15 protein-coding genes and 2 pseudogenes are annotated in these 19,486 nt (G+C 37.9%); 2 read left to right on the top strand and 15 right to left on the bottom strand.

Annotation, left to right across the window (positions count from 1 at the left end; genetic code table 11):
• Positions 1-59 precede the first annotated feature (59 nt).
• The 8 genes from CCK98_RS04830 to CCK98_RS36065 all read right to left on the bottom strand — a co-directional run bounded on the left by CCK98_RS04830 (position 60) and on the right by CCK98_RS36065 (position 7,338).
• The gene (locus tag CCK98_RS04830) at positions 60-950 is read right to left on the bottom strand and encodes an alpha/beta fold hydrolase (RefSeq protein ID WP_088085531.1); all 891 of its coding nucleotides are present in this window, start codon (positions 948-950) and stop codon (positions 60-62) included.
• 108 nt (positions 951-1,058) lie between these two features.
• The gene (locus CCK98_RS04825) at positions 1,059-2,042 is read right to left on the bottom strand and encodes a hypothetical protein (protein ID WP_088085530.1); all 984 of its coding nucleotides are present in this window, start codon (positions 2,040-2,042) and stop codon (positions 1,059-1,061) included.
• A gap of 16 nt (positions 2,043-2,058) precedes the next feature.
• Positions 2,059-2,874: an FAD synthetase family protein gene (locus CCK98_RS04820; RefSeq protein ID WP_088085529.1), complete on the bottom strand. Its 816-nt coding sequence runs from the start codon at positions 2,872-2,874 to the stop codon at positions 2,059-2,061.
• A 21-nt stretch (positions 2,875-2,895) separates the two neighbouring features.
• On the bottom strand, positions 2,896-3,375 hold the full coding sequence (locus CCK98_RS04815) for a flavin reductase family protein (RefSeq protein WP_088085528.1): 480 nt from the start codon (positions 3,373-3,375) through the stop codon (positions 2,896-2,898).
• Between the two features lie 66 nt (positions 3,376-3,441).
• Positions 3,442-4,626: an acyl-CoA dehydrogenase family protein gene (locus CCK98_RS04810; protein WP_088085527.1), complete on the bottom strand. Its 1,185-nt coding sequence runs from the start codon at positions 4,624-4,626 to the stop codon at positions 3,442-3,444.
• A gap of 282 nt (positions 4,627-4,908) precedes the next feature.
• Positions 4,909-6,777 carry a XylR N-terminal domain-containing protein gene (locus tag CCK98_RS04805; RefSeq protein ID WP_088085526.1) on the bottom strand — a complete coding sequence of 623 codons (1,869 nt, stop codon included), beginning with the start codon at positions 6,775-6,777 and terminating at the stop codon, positions 4,909-4,911.
• Between the two features lie 151 nt (positions 6,778-6,928).
• Complete coding sequence (locus tag CCK98_RS36070) at positions 6,929-7,072, bottom strand: molybdate metabolism regulator (RefSeq protein WP_256942259.1); 144 nt, start codon at positions 7,070-7,072, stop codon at positions 6,929-6,931.
• 62 nt (positions 7,073-7,134) lie between these two features.
• Entirely contained in the window at positions 7,135-7,338 is a 204-nt protein-coding gene (locus CCK98_RS36065; protein ID WP_256942529.1) for a DUF4240 domain-containing protein, read from the bottom strand.
• A gap of 299 nt (positions 7,339-7,637) precedes the next feature.
• Here CCK98_RS36065 and CCK98_RS04795 point away from each other — a divergent pair, with 299 nt between their 5' ends.
• The gene (locus tag CCK98_RS04795) at positions 7,638-7,988 is read left to right on the top strand and encodes a VOC family protein (RefSeq protein WP_088085525.1); all 351 of its coding nucleotides are present in this window, start codon (positions 7,638-7,640) and stop codon (positions 7,986-7,988) included.
• A 449-nt stretch (positions 7,989-8,437) separates the two neighbouring features.
• Here CCK98_RS04795 and CCK98_RS04790 read toward each other — a convergent pair.
• Positions 8,438-9,226: pseudogene (locus CCK98_RS04790) on the bottom strand (IS110 family transposase); the annotation flags it as partial.
• A gap of 380 nt (positions 9,227-9,606) precedes the next feature.
• Positions 9,607-10,629 carry a DUF3231 family protein gene (locus CCK98_RS04785; protein WP_088085524.1) on the bottom strand — a complete coding sequence of 341 codons (1,023 nt, stop codon included), beginning with the start codon at positions 10,627-10,629 and terminating at the stop codon, positions 9,607-9,609.
• A 469-nt stretch (positions 10,630-11,098) separates the two neighbouring features.
• Between CCK98_RS04785 and CCK98_RS04780 the strand changes: the two genes are divergently transcribed.
• The gene (locus CCK98_RS04780) at positions 11,099-12,601 is read left to right on the top strand and encodes a phospholipase D-like domain-containing protein (protein WP_088085523.1); all 1,503 of its coding nucleotides are present in this window, start codon (positions 11,099-11,101) and stop codon (positions 12,599-12,601) included.
• A 175-nt stretch (positions 12,602-12,776) separates the two neighbouring features.
• On the opposite strand, the pseudogene CCK98_RS04775 reads toward CCK98_RS04780, so the two are convergent.
• The 5 genes and pseudogenes from CCK98_RS04775 to CCK98_RS04750 all read right to left on the bottom strand — a co-directional run.
• Positions 12,777-13,745, bottom strand: a pseudogene (locus CCK98_RS04775) (IS3 family transposase); the annotation flags it as partial.
• Between the two features lie 476 nt (positions 13,746-14,221).
• Positions 14,222-14,464, bottom strand: coding sequence for a recombinase family protein (locus tag CCK98_RS04765; protein WP_256942528.1), 243 nt, complete (start codon positions 14,462-14,464; stop codon positions 14,222-14,224).
• Between the two features lie 770 nt (positions 14,465-15,234).
• Positions 15,235-16,293, bottom strand: coding sequence for a Ger(x)C family spore germination protein (locus CCK98_RS04760; protein WP_179195716.1), 1,059 nt, complete (start codon positions 16,291-16,293; stop codon positions 15,235-15,237).
• A gap of 11 nt (positions 16,294-16,304) precedes the next feature.
• Positions 16,305-17,417 carry a GerAB/ArcD/ProY family transporter gene (locus tag CCK98_RS04755; protein WP_179195715.1) on the bottom strand — a complete coding sequence of 371 codons (1,113 nt, stop codon included), beginning with the start codon at positions 17,415-17,417 and terminating at the stop codon, positions 16,305-16,307.
• 10 nt (positions 17,418-17,427) lie between these two features.
• Positions 17,428-18,894, bottom strand: a complete 1,467-nt coding sequence (locus CCK98_RS04750) for a spore germination protein (protein WP_088085518.1) — start codon at positions 18,892-18,894, stop codon at positions 17,428-17,430.
• Between the last annotated feature and the right edge of the window lie 592 nt (positions 18,895-19,486).

Raw genomic sequence — 19,486 nt, 5'->3', positions numbered from 1 at the left:
AGATTCAATAACCTGTTAACCTATGAATCAATCAATAGCGCTCTCAAAGTGTCGTCTTATTATTTTGTTACCAAAGATGCGTCGTTTTGATTAGCAGCTTCTTTTCCATTTTTCAATAAGAAGTCTATTAATACTGTGTTAAACTCTTCAGGTTTCTCCCACTGCGGCCAGTGTCCGGCATCTTTGATGACAACCAACTCACTAGCTGGAATCATATCCTGAATCGGTTTGGCTTCTTCAACGGTTGAAGTTGGATCATGGTCTGTCCATGCTAACAATGTCGGAACATTGATTTTACCGCACCATGATGGATCCCAGCTGTACAGCTTTCTAACTTCAATATCCTGCAGGCAGACGATATGATGAACGGCCTCTTGATATGATGGCTGTGTATAGATCTTGTAACGAGATTCAATTAGTTCATCGTTTACTTGGCTCTTATCATACATTAACCACTGAAGTCTGGTTTTTACATTTTCATAGTTGGCTTCAAGAACTGCTTTTAACGTGGAGTCTTTCAGTTTTTGCATAACTTCAGGTTTGTTATTAACGTTCCCTGGCGTATTTAACACCATTGCTTTCACATACTCTGGATGTTCAGCCGCAAACCAGGCAGCAACCCAGCCTCCTAATGATTCACCTGAAAGATAAACCTTTGATAACTCTAATGCTTGGATAACACCCAATAAATGCTCGCTATAATAATCAATTCCGTATGGGCGATCTGGTTTAGCTGTGTAGCCATGTCCTACCATATCGATGCAAATCACACGAAAATGTTCACTTAAGCCTCGGATGTTTCGGGCATAAGCCTCAATATGGCCACCCGTACCATGAAGCAAAATCAAGGGCTCTCCTGTTCCTGCTTCTAATACTCTCGTTTTAATATCGTTTGCATTAACATAATAGAGTTTATATTCCAAATCAGCTAAGTCTGTCCAGATTGTCATTTAAATCTCCCCTTTTTAAAAAATAATAGTTACATAGTGGTGTTTTACCTTGTCCACCACTGATGTTGTTGAGCCTTTCATTTTCGAGAGTGGTTCCCGCTGCTAACCTTAAATGCTTACTTTGTTTTCAGATGCTTGTTCAGGATGAATTTGGTCAACCGGCTGACTAAACTGAACAATCGCCATACCTGTTACCCATTCCGGGATTGGCTCATAGCATGCGACACTTGCATCCAAGCTTTGCAATGCACCAAGCAGGACAAGCCAGTTATGAATTTCCTGACCGCCATTACCTAGATGCTCCTCAATATAATCGGCACTCCAGTTTCTTAATGCAGTAAATTCCTTCTCGGTAACCAATCGTAAAAATTCACGGTCCATTTGTTCATTAACGGGCCCTGATTTAATTCTTGTTACATTTGTTTCCCGTAACTTTAAATATTCATCAAGCTGGTCTATTTCCTGACGGCCATTTTTTAATACTTGTATCAAGGATTGGTCTTCTGGTTTTTCACTCTCAATCTTTGGAATCGGCACCCAGTGAGATAAACCACCCGAAGCGACAATTGCAACCTTAAGATCTTTATCCCATGACTCAATCGCTTTACGAATTACTTCGCCGACTTGGAAACAGCGGTCCATCGTTGGCAGCGGCGGCGCCGACGTATTCACAGCTATTGGAACCACTGGAATTTTCAAATCTGGATTTAAGAAGTAAATTCCTTGTGTATGGCCGTGATCGACTTTCATTTTTAACGTAAAGGCAAAATCAACATTGCTGTCTAAACCGGTGTGAAGGATATGCTTCGCTAAGTCTTCTTGCACAGGGATATGGTATTTCGGCAGCTGCCAGTCTCCCCAGCCTTCACATTCGCCTATCCCAATGGTAAATGCAGGCATTTGGTCGTAGAAATAACTATTGAAATGATCATCCGATATCAATACAATCACGTCTGCTCCTGAATCCTCTAGTACCTTCTTCATTTCAGACGCAGTATGGAGGAAGTGCTGTCCTTTATCTCCGCCTCCCGCCTCATTTGTCATGATCATCGGACTATGAGACATTGCGACGCCTGCAATAATTTTAGCCATTTGATCCTCTCCTTTTTTAAGATATCCTTAATTTCCTAGACTCAGCTATTCCTTTATGCCAAATAATGGATAGTTTCCCCTTTAAATATAAAGGCATAACATCGATACATTTGAGCGTTGTACCATCAATCATTACGGCTACTTTTGTTTGAAAAGAACCTCTTTCATTTTTTAAGGTAACCTCATAGCTTCCTGGACCTGGAAGAGTATAGTATGGGTAGAGTGTGAATGATTTTTCATCCCATTCGCCTGGTGTTTCATAGAATCGACCGAGTAAATCGTGCAGTTCCGCAACCTTCCCGTTTAACAGCCGATCACGAATACAGGTGGAACTTATTTTCTCGCCCCGGAGCTCTACTTTTGCTACCTTCGTGACATCAATTCGTCCGCCTGAGTCCTGTTTTAACCGTTCCAAATTACCAGCACCACGAGAGCCATATGAAAAATCAAATCCTGCGACTGCATGAACAACACCAAGACCATTCAAGTATTGCGCAGCAAACTGTTCTGGCGATAATCCGGCAAACTCTTTATCAAATTCAACAATATAAAACGTATCGACTCCCATGTTCCGAAGCTTCGCCTCTTTTTCCGCTAGCGGCATTAAATAATGGACGTGAATTTTCCCATTGGAGATAACGGTTTTCGGATGTGGGAAGAAACTCATGACAGCTAAAGGCACTTGTTTTTCGCTTGCCTTTTGATAAGCGGTGTTGATGACTGCACAATGTCCATGATGGAGACCGTCGAAACATCCAAGGGCCATCACATTTGGCCTCGCCTTTTCCTGCCATTCTGCCAAATTACTCCGGTTTACATGAATTGTTTCCATAACAGTCTCCTCTCATCATCCTTAGATTGTCACAGGCAATACTTCTACTAATGAACGGTACTTTCCATTATAAAATATCAGTGGCTCTGTATCTTCAAGGTGAATATCCGTTACTTTGCCAATAAACAAGGTGTGGTCCCCTTCAACATGTTCAGCTGATACTTCACATGCAACTTGTGCAACGGCACCAGATAATACCGGCTTTCCATCAAGGCGGTCAAAGACCACTTCTTTGTGCTCCTTCAATTGTCCAGCGAAAATCATCGAAAGCTCTTGCTGGTCAGCGGCTAAGATATTCACAGTGAAAATCTTGCTTTCTTTTATTTTGTTTAAGATTTTTGCCTTTTCCCCGATAGAAATAACGATAAGTTTTGGGTCAAGCGACACAGACATGAACGCATTCGCTGTCATTCCGTGGACGTCTCCCTCTACCTCTGTGGCAATAACGGTTACCCCTGTGGCAAACTTACCCATTGCACTGCGAAACTGACGATCATCCATTTTAAAAATCCTCCTGTGATAAAAATTTCTATAAAGCTTGTTATCTATGATTCGTACTCTTCGAATTTAACCCCTAACTCCACTGTTAAAACCAAATAACTCCTGACCATAGGCAGCAACCGAATCTTCGTATAAAGAAGTCTTATGTGTGGCAACAGCGATGATATCCCTTAAGAACAATTCCATTGGTCCACCTTTATAAAGAGCTCCTCCACCAAGAGTTAACAGAGATCTTACGGCAATATCCGTGCAAATCTTAATCGCTTTTGTGCGGATCGCAAAGAATTCAGATGGAGGAGTTTTACAGCCATCTGTTTCATAGTTTTCTAGCAGATTAATATATTTTTCTAGCAAAGCTTCCGCCACGTGGAAATCTGTTGTCATTTCGGCTAATACCCGCTGACTTCTTGGTGACTCACTTTCCCTTACTCCATCCATTAAGCGCACACGTTTTTCAGTTAGCACTTTAAATTCCTTAAGTATCCGTTCTGCCCCGCCCAGGGCCATGTAACCGAATCCCAAATAGAAGGAAGGAAAGAATGGGACATGATAAAAAGGATAATCTGTGTCATATTCTTCTAGCGGTGGTCTTCTTGTAAGCTCTGCTTGATCTAAACGTAAAATCCGCTCCATTGGGACATACACTTGATCGGCAATAATTTGGTTACTGCCTGATCCTCTTAAGCCAAATGTATCCCAGTTATGGACCACTTCCACCTCGGATGTTTTTAGCATTGGCAAACAATATACAGGTTGTTCGCTGTCAGGGAACTGAATCATAACCCCAACACCAACCCAATCACTATAATTGACACCACTGACAAAACTCCACTTGCCACTGATACGATAACCATCGCCATCCCGTTCTGCTTTTCCTAATGCAGCAAAGATATCGCAAATTAATCCGCCCTGATGAATGATTTCGTCTGCACCATTTTCAGGAAGAAAAGCTGGAAGCATATTGTGAAGCGGATAAAGATAGGTAAGCCAAGCTGCTGAAATATTGTAATTCGCCACCTTACGAACAACCTTAGCAAACGTTTTCAAATCTGCCTGTGGTCCGCCATATTTTTTTGGAAGCATCATCCGTGAAATTTGCGTTTCTTTGATGAGGTTCACCACATTTTGTGATATCGTCGCATTTTTCTCTGCTTCTAGTGCTTCTTGCTCTGCCAATTTTCCGATTCGTTCCGCTCCGGCTAGTAAATCTTCAACTATGACATCTTCCCCTTTTAATACAAAACTTGCCATCGTTCTACACCCCTTCTGTTTGATTAGATATAATGGTTGAGAAAAATAATAGGTTATGGACTACCGTCCGTTGGTCAATTTAGCTGGCACCGCTTACATTTGAAATTGAACTAGGTTTACACTATTTGAACCTTGTAAATAAAGTTTATATAATTTGGAATTTTCATACTAGGGCAAAAAGTGTCTATGTTTTTTAATTTACTAGACAAAATTTGTTCATCACAGAGAAATAAACGGTGGAAAAAGGCAGAAGAAAAACCACCCAGCTTAATCCGGATGGCTCTAATCTAATGTGAGTTCCCCTATGGCAATCAACGATTTTAAAATCAGTAGTAATTGATGCATTTCATCTGAATCGCGAAGGTCTTTTTCTAATAAGCTTTCGATCCGGCTGATCCTATGCCGGAGCCCGCTCATCGATAAAGACAAATCACTCATCGTTTGCTCCAGTTTCCCGCCATTCAATAAAAAACTATACAAAGTTTTTAGAAGTTCCAGGATTTTTGGATCTGTCATGTTATATAGAGGTCCTAATTCTTGCTCAGCAATCAGTTTAATCCCACTGATATTTTTCGCGTTAATCAGTACCCCCACGATTCCTAATGATTGAAACGGGACGATATGCTTCTTGACTGCTAATCGTAAAGCAATGGTTGCTTCCTCGTAACATCTGGATGCTTGGCAAATATCATCCACTAAATGGCTGATACCACATTTAAAATGACCTTGTGGATATTTTTTTAACATATAATCGAGGTATTCTTTTATCACATCATAGATCGTTTTCTTTTGAATGGTTTCATTGGTAATCAATAAAACCATGTTGCCATCACGGTGTCCAACCAAGATATTATGCTTTTTCTCATTGAAATAATGAAAGGTCGTTTCAAAAATCTGTTCCTGCAGAAGAAACTCATCTTCAATCGAACTTTGAATTTTTTTATATTCAACTACCGATAGATAATATTTCTGCTCAAGATCTACACCAGTATATTTCCCACGATTGATGATCTCATTTGTAGACAGCCGGCCCTCTACTATTTGTTCAAGAAAATTCCCCTTCATTCTCTCAAACGTTTCTACCTTTGTTTTCTCATTTAAGAGAATAAGTGAGGCCGCATTGGCAAATCGGTCTAAAAACAAATAATCCTCTTCGTGATGATGATTTTTCATTTCATCATAAAGCAAAGTACAATAACCGATTACTTCTTTTTGTAAAAGGATTGGGGTGATGAGACGTTCCTGAATCGAAGTTTGGATTACTTTTTTTCTAAAGGGTAAAAGTGACTTCGTGCCTAATCGATTTTCTTGAAGATAACTTTCCATATCGTCTCGATAATCCAAATATTTTTCCTTCGATAGCCCTGAATAGGTAATCGTTCGATGTAACGTATCCTCAACGATAATGGGGATTTGCATCATTTTATATACCATATCAGCTAGGGTTTGCAAATCACTGCCATTAATAATCTCTTCGGTTAATTTGTTTTGAAAATTGGCCAAGCGAGTGACGACATTTTTTTGATCCAATAATTGGTCATAGGTTAACTCAAGTTCTTTTACAATCGGTGTTTCATTATAATAATCGAGTTCATGCTCATCTAGAAGTTCCTTTTCCCATTCCTTTTTGGGCTTCATCACCCATCGGCACTCCGAATCGCCCTTCCCCACACAAGTGATTTCTCTCGACAGAAGCGATTCTCCAAATATCGTTGTCATATAACCGCTCGCAAATCCGCTCAATGTGTGACAAACCGGACCATTAGAAACTCCGAGATGCTTTATATGTTCCTCAGCCTCATAAGAATCAATCCATGTTCCGGATGAATAGAAATAATGGATCCGGCGTTGTTCATCTAACTCATAAGAGCAATCATGTTTAATCCCTCTTATATGCCCATTTTGAATGTGGAGAATCGGCCCATGTTTGATGAGATTTTCTAGTGAGGACTCGGTCTGCACCACTTCATTGGCAATTTTAACACCCATTTCCCAGCCATAATGAAATAAAAATCCCTTTATCCTCTTAATGCCAATATTCTTTGCCAGTTGCTGCCTGAGAATCCCGAAAACGGATGCGGATGTAACAATCTTACGGTCACCTGCAACTACCTCGTGGCTATAACTCTCCTCCGAAACTTTGACGTTCATGCTAAACACATCCTGGTTTCATGATAGATAGCATACGTCCTTCTAGTTGAAAATAAATCTTTTCGTATGCCTTAAATTTCAGTTAATTTAATCATAAAGCTTTTCAAATAGACCATCAATCAAATTCCACCATTTTTCCACGAAGAGCACCTTAACCTAGAGGATCTTCTCCAAATCGTTCCCATAGATTTGGAAACATCTCTTCTAGATCATCTTCGTCTTCCCAATCAAATTCAATTTCAGTAGGATCGACCCATCCTTTTTGAGATAGCAACTCTAGCATCTCATCATACAAATCTTCATCCCATACTTCTGGGTCGCCACCCTTTTTCAGTGTGTAGGCATCAAAACCTACTTTTAGAAAATCCTCGTATTCCGGAACACCAAATTTTCATCAGTTATATAATTCGCCAAAAATTCGGGGTCCTTCAGTGTTTTCTCGTATACCTCTTGTCCTTGTGAAATCAGCCATCCTCTAAAATAATCAAAAGAATCATCCGAGCAGCCACCCATGATTAGATAGGCAGCCCCCCATAGGTGAGATTGATAGCTTTCCTTCATGTAACTTTCGAAAATAAACTCAAAATCCACGATCTCATCTATCGACTTCTTACTAAGTACAAATGATATATAAAATTGTAAGGGTACAATAGCCAGTTTATCCCCACAAATTCTATTACATTTCCGCATACAAATTAGCAGAATTTAACAAAATAAGAAATAGGAAAATAAAAGCTTGTGAAAGAATGTACTTAAACTAACGTAAGCAGTATAGTTGAAAAAGGAATTTAAATTTATATCTCGAATATCTAATTTAATCGGATAGCTAAAAATTTGATGACAGACAGGAGTTAGATAAGATGATAAAAGGTTTCGGAGGAATATTTTGGAGAACTAAGAATCTTGAAGTTATAAAAAAATGGTACAGTGAAGTGTTGAAGATTGATGAAATAGAAAATTGGAATGGGACTGTGATAAAACCCCAATTAGGAAATGAGACTATCTTTTCTTTCTTTACCGAGAATGACAGTTATTTTCCAACAGAACAACAAGTGATGTTAAATTTCCAAGTACATAATCTAAACGAGACTATTAAGCATCTTGAACATATTGGTGTACCTCTTGCAAAGAAAAAAGAGATTAGTGAATTTGGAAAGTTTATTTGGATTGAAGATCCTGAAGGTCGACTGGTCGAGCTTTGGGAGAAATAACGAGTTGTAATTCATTTGCTATTGAGCTAACGGGTGCAAGAGTTAAATAAGGGACCGCTGCGGCGATCCCTTTTTCTTGTTGTGCTCCCTCAGTAAGATACAATTATCTCTCGAATACTCACTAATTCGCAGGATTTCAAAACACTTGAAAGGACTATAAGGGTTTGATTGAATGAGATTTAGACACGAAGGCTGATTGAAGGCGTACTTAAATAAAGGATTCAGTAATAAATCCAATGTTTTCCATATAATGTACGTATTCTCCACGCTACCCCTGGAGGTTTTCACTCCCATGTCTCAACGGGTCAAATGCCCTATCATTCCTTCGTTACACCTATCCAAGTGGTAGAGGCCGGTCTTTCTAACGGAACGGGTCTGAGCCCTTTTGCACAATAAATCCAGTACTCGTACTTTCTTTGAAATCCTACGAATAAGCCAATATTCGAAAACTCAGCCATCCGTGTAGCGATGCCGGGAATTGAATCTAATCGTTCTATATCTTCTTGATAGGAACTTACTCTTTGGGCGACCTCTTGATCTAACATTTCGATTTGTTCACTTAGGAAATCAATGTGCGTTAAAATAGTTTTTAACATTAATCGTTGATGAGGGTTTACATACCCTTTAAGTGCGATCTCAAGTTCATCTTTTTTTCGTTTCAATGACCGTTGAGCGAAGTTTGCTAGTTTCTCAGGATCATCTTCACCATCTGCAATTGCACGAAGCATATTTTTCGAAGAAACTCCCATAATATCAGAAACAACCGATCCCAGTTTGATATTCGCTCCTTCTAATACTTTTTGAATACGATTGTGCTGTCTCGCACGTTCTTCAATAATACTCCTACGATAGCGAACAAGTTCTCGTAACTCACGTTGATTTCGATCTGGTATGAAACTAGCTTTGAGTAATCCATGACGTAGAAGTTGGGCAATCCATTCCGCATCTTTGACGTCTGTTTTACGACCTGGGAGTGCTTTCATATGTTGGGCATTTACGACTAAAAACTCAATTCCTTCGGACTCAAGTAAATTAACAACTGGTTTCCAGTAAACACTTGTACTCTCCATTGCAACGTGGGTACACCCGTACTCCTTAATCCAATCAATTAATTTTAATAAAAAAACAGTTTTAGTTGAAAACGTTTGGATCTCCTTTCCTTCTGGGGTCATAATACAGGCAGTAATATTGTCCTTATGGACATCCATACCACATGCTCGTTCAATGATTACATCCATTGAAAATTTCCTTTCCACGACTACTATTTTTAGAGGCTGGTGCAACAACCAGAATAGGATTAATCTACTATGAGTGCTTCCAGTAAGGGAGCGACAGTCTGTGATGCACCGAGGTCGTTGGAGTCAGACTAACGGATGGGCTCTAACGCACCATAGTGTATCGACCTTCCTCTCCCAGCCGTAGAATTATTATTGACGGTTTTAAACAATTTTCATTCTCTGTGGTGCAGCGCTTGCGCTGCATGGGTGGCTAACGGGTGCGAAGTTGAAGAATGGGGTTGCTGCGGCGATCCTTTTTGTTATTGAGCTAACGAAGCGGGTTTGTTGAAAAACAATAATAAAAACCAACCCAATATAGGATGGTTTTCAGTGAAATTTTATCAATTAGATAATTCTCTACGATCAACCGAATGCGGTGGTTTCTCGAACCATTCATTAGCAATCATGATTTCCGCACAGTCTTCCGCGAGTTTGACATCATTTTTAATTGCAGAAGCATATTTGAGTCCTAGATCGCGCCGCATGGAACCGGACAAGGCAGTTCCATAATATGCCATGGCAGATTGAATAAGAAAGGCACAATGGAAAATCATCAATTTATCGGAAAAAGGTGCTGTCTCGGAATCGGTGATATGGGTATCCCAGGAAATCGACGAACTGATAAAGTCCTCATGCAGGATTGAACGAAAAATCGAAAGATGCTCTTTTGTCTGTTCCACCACCCGTTGGAAAAAAGTCCGAATTTCTTTCGACTCAGCAGTTTGGGTAAAACCTAAGATTAAATCTTTTGCGAGTGTACTCTTCTGTAAATTAAAATAAAGACTGCTGATTTCAATAACGTTCAAGGGTCGATGGTCCCCTAACCAACCGGCAAGAAAACTTTGTTTTTTAGCAAATTCCACTTCTTCTGGCAAGGAGATGGTAGGAACCCGATCCGATAGTCCCTTAGATTTTAACATGTCTAAGGTCGTATCATATATCTCAGAAGCGCCTTTGAATGCTTCTAAATAAAATCTTCGTACGTCCAGCCTGTGAGATATGGTCATTCCGAGTGAATAAGCGGTTAATCCATGGGTAGTCATTCCGTGAAGATAAAACAGCCAAAATTCATCAGAAAATAAGCGAGGAGCATCAAGATGGACATCTTTCTCCGTAAATCCATGCGGAATCGGAAACTGTTCTTTTTGAAAAATCTCAGTGATCATTTGAAGGAAATGATTGGACAGTTGTTGTGCTTTTTCAAAAATGGAATAGATGTCGGAATCCATAATGGTTTTTAAAGCATAGGAATTGACGCACCGTGCCATCGTGTTGGTGAGATAGGGGGTCCAAAGATTCGATACATCCAGTTCTATTATAAGGACCATATAATGTACTAACCAATAGACCGCCCAATACTCCACCCAGTAATCCTGCTAGAAAGGGGGTTCCAAGATAGGGTCTCCAAAAAAATGGAGGTCTCCAGAAAATAGGAGGTCTCCAAAAAAAAGGTCTTAGAAAAGGCGGTCTAATGAAAATTGGTCTCCTTATAATTCGTTCATCTGTATTTGTTATATCTATTTGTTGTGGCATAACCTGTACTTCTGAATTCATAAAAACAGTCCTCATTTCTTTTTGCTATTAAGAATATGCGTTTACCTATCCCGTTTCTTGTGCTTTTATCATTGTATTTTATAATTCCAACCATTAATGCCAAGCCAAGTTTTCAATAAAACAAAGGACCACGCGTTACTTTTATTGAGGTATTTGGAAACCCTTCAATATCAAAAAAGAGAAAAACATGGGTACCAATTGTTTTCGTTAATCCCAGGGTTATATGTTATAAACTTGTTACTATTTGCACATTTTAAAAGGTAAAAGAGGGTGCTTATTTTGGGATGGATTTTTGGACTTTATTTATTAAATACTGTTTTTATGATAATTATGGCGATTCGAGAGGTACGGCGACCAGCAGTGGCTTTAAATTGGATAACCATTAGTTTTATATTCCCTGTAATTGGATTTGGGCTTTATTTAATTACATCAAATCCCATACGTAAGAAGCACCGTAAAAAGCCGACTTCTACTTCTAACGAATCAGACACGCTGCCTGATTCCCTTGGCGGTTCAGCTCAGGTGATCGCACAAGCATTGAAACATTTGACCGTGGATGGATTGAGGACTGGTCATGTACAGGTGCTCATAAATGGGATTAAAACCTATGATATACTAATGGAATCTATACAGAACGCAAAAAAAACGATTGACCTGGAATATTACATATATAAAGACGACCAAATTGGAAGGCGTATTACGGACTTACTGATTGAACGGTCAATGGACGGTGTGAATATCCGTTTTATAAGAGACGGTTGGGGGAGCAGAAAATTATCTAAAACTCAGATTTTTCGGATGATGGATGCAGGAATAGAATGTCGGACTATTTTTCCTTTACGTCCCCCTTGGATTTTTTCAACTTTGAATAACCGGGATCATTGTAAGATTGTTCTAATCGACGGTAGGGAAGCTTTTACCGGTGGGATTAATATTGGGGATGAATATACCGGATTAAAGCCAAATGTAGGACACTGGCGTGACACTCATGTAAGAGTAGTGGGTGAAGCTTCATCTGATTTGAAAATGATCTTCGAAGACCATTGGAATATTGCTTCACCAGAACAAATAAATACAAAATCTAGAATGAAAACAAAAACTGGAAAAGATGGTTCCCCCATCACTCCTACAACCAGCTTATCAAACCCATTTACCATGTTGACAGAATGGAGCACCGAGTTGGGGACTATTGAAGAAACAAACGCGAATGAAGTTCCGACCAATGGGATGCACCAAGCCTATGTACAGACAGTGGAAGGCAATCCTGGTATTCCTACGCCAGTTATTAGGCAGGCTTACTTTATCGGGATAACACAAGCCACAAAGACCGTTGATATCACCACACCCTACTTTGTACCAGATCAAGATATTATTATGGGACTTAAGACAGCAGTTGAACGTGGAGTACGTGTAAGACTGCTGGTTCCTCGTCAAGGGGATCAAAAAATCGTAGAACATGCAAGTTTTACTTATTACGGAGAGTTGTTGGAAGCAGGGGTTCATATCTACCTATATAACAAAGGCATGCTGCACGCGAAGTCGATGGTTATCGATGGGGAAGTAGCGGAAGTAGGAGCAGCAAACTATGATATGAGAAGTTTTCGCTTAAATTACGAAGTTTGTGAATTTTTTTACAGTAAAGACGCGGCAAAAGACCTTACAGAACAATTTGAGCGGGACCTACATGATTCTGTCTCTTTACAAATGGAGGATATATGTCAGCGCTCTCCTTTACAGAGGTTAATGCAGCAGGGTGCCCGTCTCCTTTTTCCGTTGTTGTAGCCATTAACATAGTATCAAATTTGGGAATACAGAATTGGAAGAGAGATTACTGGTTTATTTTTAAGTTGTTATATAATAATTGTGAAAGGTTTCACTTAAACTAACGGGTGCGTTCGTATTATAGGGTTAACCAGTTTTTAAACTGTACCCGTTGTAAAGGACATTTTTAAAAAGGTTATGCTACATTTAGAAGATGATTTCTGTATTCAACAGGAGTCATCTTCTTTAAATTCCATTGATATCTAAAATTATTATAGTAGGTCATATAACTCCTTATTTCTCTTTTAAGTTCCTCTAAGGAATTACATGGTTTTATATATGCTTCATCCTTAAAATGACCAAAAAAAGACTCTTGTGGAGCGCTATCCCAACAATTTCCTCTTCTTGACATAGATTGTCCTAGCCCAAATTTTTTTACATGCTTCTGAAAAGTAGGACTAGTATAGTGTACTCCTTGATCTGAGTGAATAAAGGCTCCTTCCGCAAACTTTACTTTTCTATTATTCTTTAACTTTACCAATGTATCCGTTGCTAAATCCAATGTAAGTCGATCTGAAAGATTATAGGCCAATATTTCATTCGTGGAACTATCCTTAATAGTGGACAAATAAGCTTTTTGTCCCTTCCCGTAATATAAATAAGTAATATCAGTGAGTAATACTTTACCTGGGATTTCTTGTTTGAATTCTCGGTTTAGTAAATTCGGTAGTACGGAGTGTTCTTGGGTAGCTTTCAACATCTTCTTATATGGATTAGGTCTTCTAACTGGGCATACAATCTTATATTTCTTCATAATCCTTCGGATTCGTTTAATATTATATTTAATATCAAACTGCCCTTTTAAAGTCATCTTAATTTGGCGAGCACCTTTATGACGTCGTTTAAAATGAAACGCCTTTAAAATATTCTCTTTTAAAATTAAGTCCTCTTTTTCACGGCGTTCTCTATTTTCCTGAGATTTCGGAGAAAAATAATTATAATAACCTGAACGAGAAACTCCAGATATTTCGCATAAGAAACTAACCATATGTTTAAGATCATACTTTTCAATTACTGTACGAATTAAAAGGAACTTCTGTTCCGCAGTTACTTTTACTCGTTTCTCTCTAGCCCCCTTTCCATCATATCTAACTTTTTTAGCAATTCATTTTGGCGTAGCTTTCGGTCGGCCAAGAGCTCAGGTAACAGAAGAGTTTAAAGAAGTATACCACCGATGGAAAGCAAGAGAGATGACAGCTGTTAAGGCCATGGAGGAAGTTGGTTTAAAAAAGACGACCTTTTATACACTTGTCAGGGACTATGAAGAGTTAACACAAAAATAAACATATATAATAGGAAGAAACTCGTCAAAAAAGAATCACCTGCGGGATGTAGGTGCTATTCAATTAAAAAAGGAATACATTTTATATCTTTTTTAGTTTTCTAGATTTATGTACCGCCTCTTTATAATAAAGCAGGAATTTCCCTTTCATTTATCTAATCTTATTAAGTGACAAACGTGTAAAACATATGTTATGTTTTTATGCCTACATAAATTTTAAAAATAAAAAGAAGTGTGCTTTACTAGAGCAAACCTTTTATCGAGTTTGCTCTTTTTTCAATTCCCGATAATTGTAGCAGCTACCCCAGTAGCTTCCTTAATTTCTTTTTCAGCCATTCTTTGGAATGGTACAAGACGATATCTTGGTTAAGTTTTTTGTTGATTAACCTTTGGTTTTCCATCTTTACGACTCTAGCTCTGGCTGCCTTTAGGCCAGCCGTGGTCCGTTCACGAATGATGTCCCGTTCAAATTCCACCAATACTGATAACATCCCAATCAAAGCTTTACCTGCAGCAGTACTTTTATAAAACTTTTTTTGAATACTTACAAGTTCTACTTCTTTTTTAAGAGGAATTAATATAAAAAATGAGGATGCCTCGGACTTGGGACAAATTTATGGTCTACAAACTAGATGTCTGGCCAGGTCTTCAGAACGATTAATTGAAATTGCTAAACCTTGCGTGGTGCCGTATCCGATGAACTTGTCAATTTGTAGTTCTAAATCCTCATCTTTAGTAGCTATCAAGGATAACTAATTATTTCCTATTCTAATGCCTTCTCTCTTTATTTTCTAAAAGCAATAACTTCAGCACAAACTGTAATGGACTAACATTCAGACACCACAAAGTTTAGTTGATCCACTAGACACTGGCCAGTGGGAGGTCAATGTTGTTTCAACTAAGAATTTGGACAGCCATTTTCCTAAACAAAAAACGGTTTCTTTGTCCTCCCTTAAAAAGATTGCTTGGCCAGTTTTGTATAAAGAAATAAAAAATGCAATCGGCAATTTAGAGTAAATAAAAATATCCTGTTTTTATCCGATTTGTCAAAACTAATAGTAACAATAATAGTCAAAAGACAGCTTTTTTCTGGTATAGTAAAGATGGACTATTTTACATATTTTCGGTAATGAAATAGCTAAGTATTTTGGAGGTTTTGTCTGAGATTAATGGTGGATTTATATTTCGACCCCAAAAATCATTATTATTATTTATAGAGCTTAAAGGGACCTCTCCTAAGATCTATTTTTACGCTATTCTGGACTTTTCTATGTCCACCTAGCCATCTTCTTCAAATTCATGGAAGCTAGTCCTATTTTGTTACACCCTTCTCAGAAATCAACACATGTATTTTTACATTGATCTTTACATTTGGATATTGTTTTAACCACTTTTGATCATTAAAGTTTCTAGTCCGGCTTCTTACTTCGTCGCCTATGCCAATTGGATCAATCTTATACTTTTGAAACGATCGAATCATGGTTGTAGCTTGTTTTTCTAATTGTTCAGTCATTTTTTTTTCTATTTTGATTTTTTCTCTTTGATCTAATTTATCCCCTGTAAATTCTTTGATATTCCCTTTTACATTCAGACGTATAGCGATTTTAGGTAATTCTTTTATGTTGTGAATATTGAATTTATGTTTTGTGTAAACGCTCTCTATAAAAACATTATCCCTTTTGTTAAGCCTTACCTTGTAAGAACCTAAAGTGATATTTTCAATAAGCGCCTTAAAAATAAAAAAATTATTTTGGCCAAGAGTTTCAATATACCGGTCACCCTTAAACAATGCGATTCCATTTATATTCACTTCATCATCCTTTTTTTGTATTAATGGCAAAAAGGGGTCACTGATTTTAGAAAAATAAGCGGATAAAAAATAATGAAGATTAGTGGTTGGCATTAAACCGGTATCCATATTATGTTCGATAAGCTCTGATAAATATAAGCCATTATCTACTTCACCAAATTGTTTATTTAAAAGTGTTTTTGCTTGACCATCTACCACAGTTAAATAAATTTTTTCACTGATCGTCGGATCTCGGTAAAGGGTATCAAGCAGGTTACCAATCCCATGCCTGGCGATTTTTTTACTATAAACAGCGACTTCTAATTTGCCATTTTCTATTCGCCGGGATGATTTTCTTCTGAGTGTGCCCAACGTCTCTTTGCTTAATTCGCCCTTTGCAGATAAGGTTTTATTCTCTATACTTTTATCCGGCTTGTAGATAGGGAGAACAGCCGTAGTTTGGATCATATCTTTATCTATGTAGTCATATCCTACCGCGGCAGGCATTTCAATATCATCCACAATCAGTTTTGGCTGCCTGCCATAAAATAATATAACAGTTATGATTATAATAACTAACACGATTTTGGTCTTCATGTTCTATCCCTAAGTCGAAGTCGGATATGATAAACAATAAATAGAAATGGTATATAAATATAGAAAGCATAAACTGCGAAAGATAGAATTCTGGTAGCGAATAGAATGCTTTCCCTATCTTTCAACAGAGAGCAAATCATCAAACCAACCAGTAAAAAAATCGCGACTGCTCTCTTTTGATTCATCTTAAACAATTGCTTTGCGATACGGCTCGCCCCCCATACTTCAAGGCAAATAATTGGTAAAATGATAAGCGACCAAGAGGTAATTCCGATAAATTCAAATCGCTCTACAAATGGTAATTCGATGATTTTCCATAGGGTTAAAGTCGGCCAAGTCGTTTTTAACAAATGGTCCTGCTTAAAATAAACAAGCGTCACTATCAGAATAAACAAATAAATAGCCATCGAAAAAAGATTGCCATAATGAGCCCATTTCTGTGATGTTTCAGGCTTTTGTATAAAGGGATAATACAAAAACAATAGCTGGAACCCAGAAAATCCAAACATCGAATCAAGTGCGGAAAGAGTTACATTTTTCACAGAAGTATCCCATACAGGCAATAGATTGCGAAATTGAGAAAATTCAAGCGGTACAAAAAAAGTAAAAAATAAATAAAAAGGAAGGACCACTCCTAAAAAGCAAACCCCTGTAACGGTACGAAAACCATTTGATACGACATAGTAAACACCAAGTAAAAAAACTAAAGCAAAGGGCCATGTTTTCATTAAAGGAAACATCCAAACTTGAATAACTTCGTTATACGTACGGAGGACTATTGCACTGTCAGCAAGAAAAAAAAGAAGAAAACCTATACTCAACAGCCCACCTGCCCATTTCCCAAACGTTTGTTGGTGAATCACGATAAGGTCGCCCTTTTCCTTATCTAATATCTTATAAATCATCGAAATTAAAATATGGACAATAATTCCACTGATAATGACTGCCATCCATGAGTCGTGACCAGAAGATTCAGACAGCGTTCGCTGAAAACTTAAAACTCCAATGCCAAACTGCATTGTATGTATTAGAAAAAAGACAAGGAAAGGTTTTACACAGAATTGGTTTTTTATAGTCGTTTTTATGCTTCCACCATGCATCCTAATCATTTTAAACCTCTCATTCATCCATATCTTTCTTTTCTTTCGCCTTTTCCTCATTAAAACGTCGGTTATCCTCCGTTTGTAAAAGAAAAGGTCTTTTGGATTGCCATGAAAATGGAAGGCGAACAAAGGCATCTTTAAAGTCATTTAGCCTTGGAGGATAGATCGGTTCCAAGTATGGCCTTCCTAAAGATGTTAACCGTAATAAATGAGTAATTAAAAAAATAGAGGCAACTGCAATTCCTAACAGTCCCCACAGTTCCGCTAAGAAAAGAAAAGGAAAACGAATTAAGCGAATCGCATTTCCCATCCGGTAGACAGGCGTTGTAAACGAAGCAAGGGCGGCAAGAGCCACAATGATGAGCAGTACATTACTCGTTAATCCAGCTTCAACCGCCGCTGTCCCTATTACGATACCGCCTACGATACCGATCGTCTGTCCAACTTTTGTCGGTAATCTTGCTCCCGCTTCCCGAAGCAGCTCAATCGTTAATTCTAAAATGATTGCTTCAAGAAAGGGCGACAGTGGAATCGCTCTTCTTGAAGAAACTAATGTAACCATTAAGTCTTTTGGTATTAATTCATAATGATAGGATAAGACCGCAACATAAATAGGTGTAACCATTATAGAAAAACTGACAGCAAGTAAACGAATAATTCTAAGAGCAGAGGACAATTGCCAATGGATAAAGTAATCATCAAACGCACCGAAAAATGCGATTAACGACGTCGGGCCAATAAGGGCATGTGGTGAGCCATCTACTAAGATAACAACACTTCCTTCGGCAAGTGAAGCTGCTGCACGGTCTGGACGCTCTGTATCTATTAACTGAGGAAACACAGAATTTGAGTTATCGGCGATCAATTGCGCTATATATGAACTATCGAGAATTTGATAATATTGCAGATCATGGAGACGTTGCATAACCGTATTAATATTTTCTTCATTTACAATCCCGTCGATATATAAAACGGCAACTTTTGTATTTGAAAGAGTTCCTATTACCGTTTCTTTGACTTGTAATTGTGAAATGGGTAATCGTTTTCGAATTAAATTTAAATTCGTCGATAACGATTCCACAAATGATTCTTTTGGCCCGACCACACTATACTCTTCTTCTGGAATCGTGACCTCACGCGCCTTCTTTATTTCGGCAGGAACCAGTACCCCTGTAAAATCCTTTTCATCAAAATGAATGAACACTGATCCTTTTAATAATTCATTTTGAATTTTTTCTAAAACATTTGTAATTACAATATTTTCAAGTGGCAATACGGCCTGTAACTCTTCCAATGAGGTCAAGGATGTTTTTTTTAGATTTGGCAGTATATCCCGGTGTAAAATCTCCACATCAATTAAGGAACTAAAATAGGAAATCCAAAAGGGTTTAGGGGATTGCGGGTTATAAAAATGAACAAAATCACCTGATTGTTTGAATTGATTAATTAATGTTAAAATATCAGATTCTTGATGATTTTTTATGAAACCACTTTTTCATAGGTTTATCCTTTCATTCTGTAACCTGGAATTAACTCCATTTCGATTGACCTATAAGATACTTTCTCTAACGAAATTTAAATGAAAAATATTCTACATATTAGGATTCCCAAATAACCGTTTCCTTATGAGGGGGTAGCGTCAGGAAACTTTAATTATCTATACTTAGAAGTAAAAAACCTTGATGTGATAAGGATTTTACATTGAAGATATGTACACAATGTATTCGTCTAGATAACAAAACTCGTAACAAATCCCTTGGGTTCCAAGGGGTTTCAACATGTCTAAATTTATCGTATGCATGATTTTATACATCGTTGATGAATCAACGTTTCAGGCTTCTGAAGAATCCGGGCAGCTGCATAAAAAGTAGAGTTTTATACAACTTTCTTATTCAATTAACGAGCACTTTTGTTGAATAGGGATAGAGGTGATATGGATTTATCACCTAATACCTATTTAAACATTTCAAAATGATTCGCAACCCATTTTTTATGATTGAGAGCCACATATACTCTATTTGAATGAGTCTATTTACAAGCTCTTCTTTTGAAAACTTCATATACTTTGGTCTTAA

The organism is Bacillus sp. OV166 (assembly GCF_900177675.1).
Classification (GTDB): Bacteria; Bacillota; Bacilli; order Bacillales; family Cytobacillaceae; genus Neobacillus.
Note: the sequence above shows the minus strand (reverse complement) of the source record. Positions and strands in the feature narration are given on the sequence as shown.

What these genes read in the sequence shown, in the direction of transcription:
- CCK98_RS04830 (WP_088085531.1), bottom strand. Translation starts at nt 950, where the DNA reads ATGACAATCTGGACAGACTTAGCTGATTTGGAATATAAACTCTATTAT.
- CCK98_RS04825 (WP_088085530.1), bottom strand. Translation starts at nt 2,042, where the DNA reads ATGGCTAAAATTATTGCAGGCGTCGCAATGTCTCATAGTCCGATGATC.
- CCK98_RS04820 (WP_088085529.1), bottom strand. Translation starts at nt 2,874, where the DNA reads ATGGAAACAATTCATGTAAACCGGAGTAATTTGGCAGAATGGCAGGAA.
- CCK98_RS04815 (WP_088085528.1), bottom strand. Translation starts at nt 3,375, where the DNA reads ATGGATGATCGTCAGTTTCGCAGTGCAATGGGTAAGTTTGCCACAGGG.
- CCK98_RS04810 (WP_088085527.1), bottom strand. Translation starts at nt 4,626, where the DNA reads ATGGCAAGTTTTGTATTAAAAGGGGAAGATGTCATAGTTGAAGATTTA.
- CCK98_RS04805 (WP_088085526.1), bottom strand. Translation starts at nt 6,777, where the DNA reads ATGAACGTCAAAGTTTCGGAGGAGAGTTATAGCCACGAGGTAGTTGCA.
- CCK98_RS36065 (WP_256942529.1), bottom strand. Translation starts at nt 7,338, where the DNA reads ATGAAGGAAAGCTATCAATCTCACCTATGGGGGGCTGCCTATCTAATC.
- CCK98_RS04795 (WP_088085525.1), top strand. Translation starts at nt 7,638, where the DNA reads ATGATAAAAGGTTTCGGAGGAATATTTTGGAGAACTAAGAATCTTGAA.
- CCK98_RS04755 (WP_179195715.1), bottom strand. Translation starts at nt 17,417, where the DNA reads ATGATTAGGATGCATGGTGGAAGCATAAAAACGACTATAAAAAACCAA.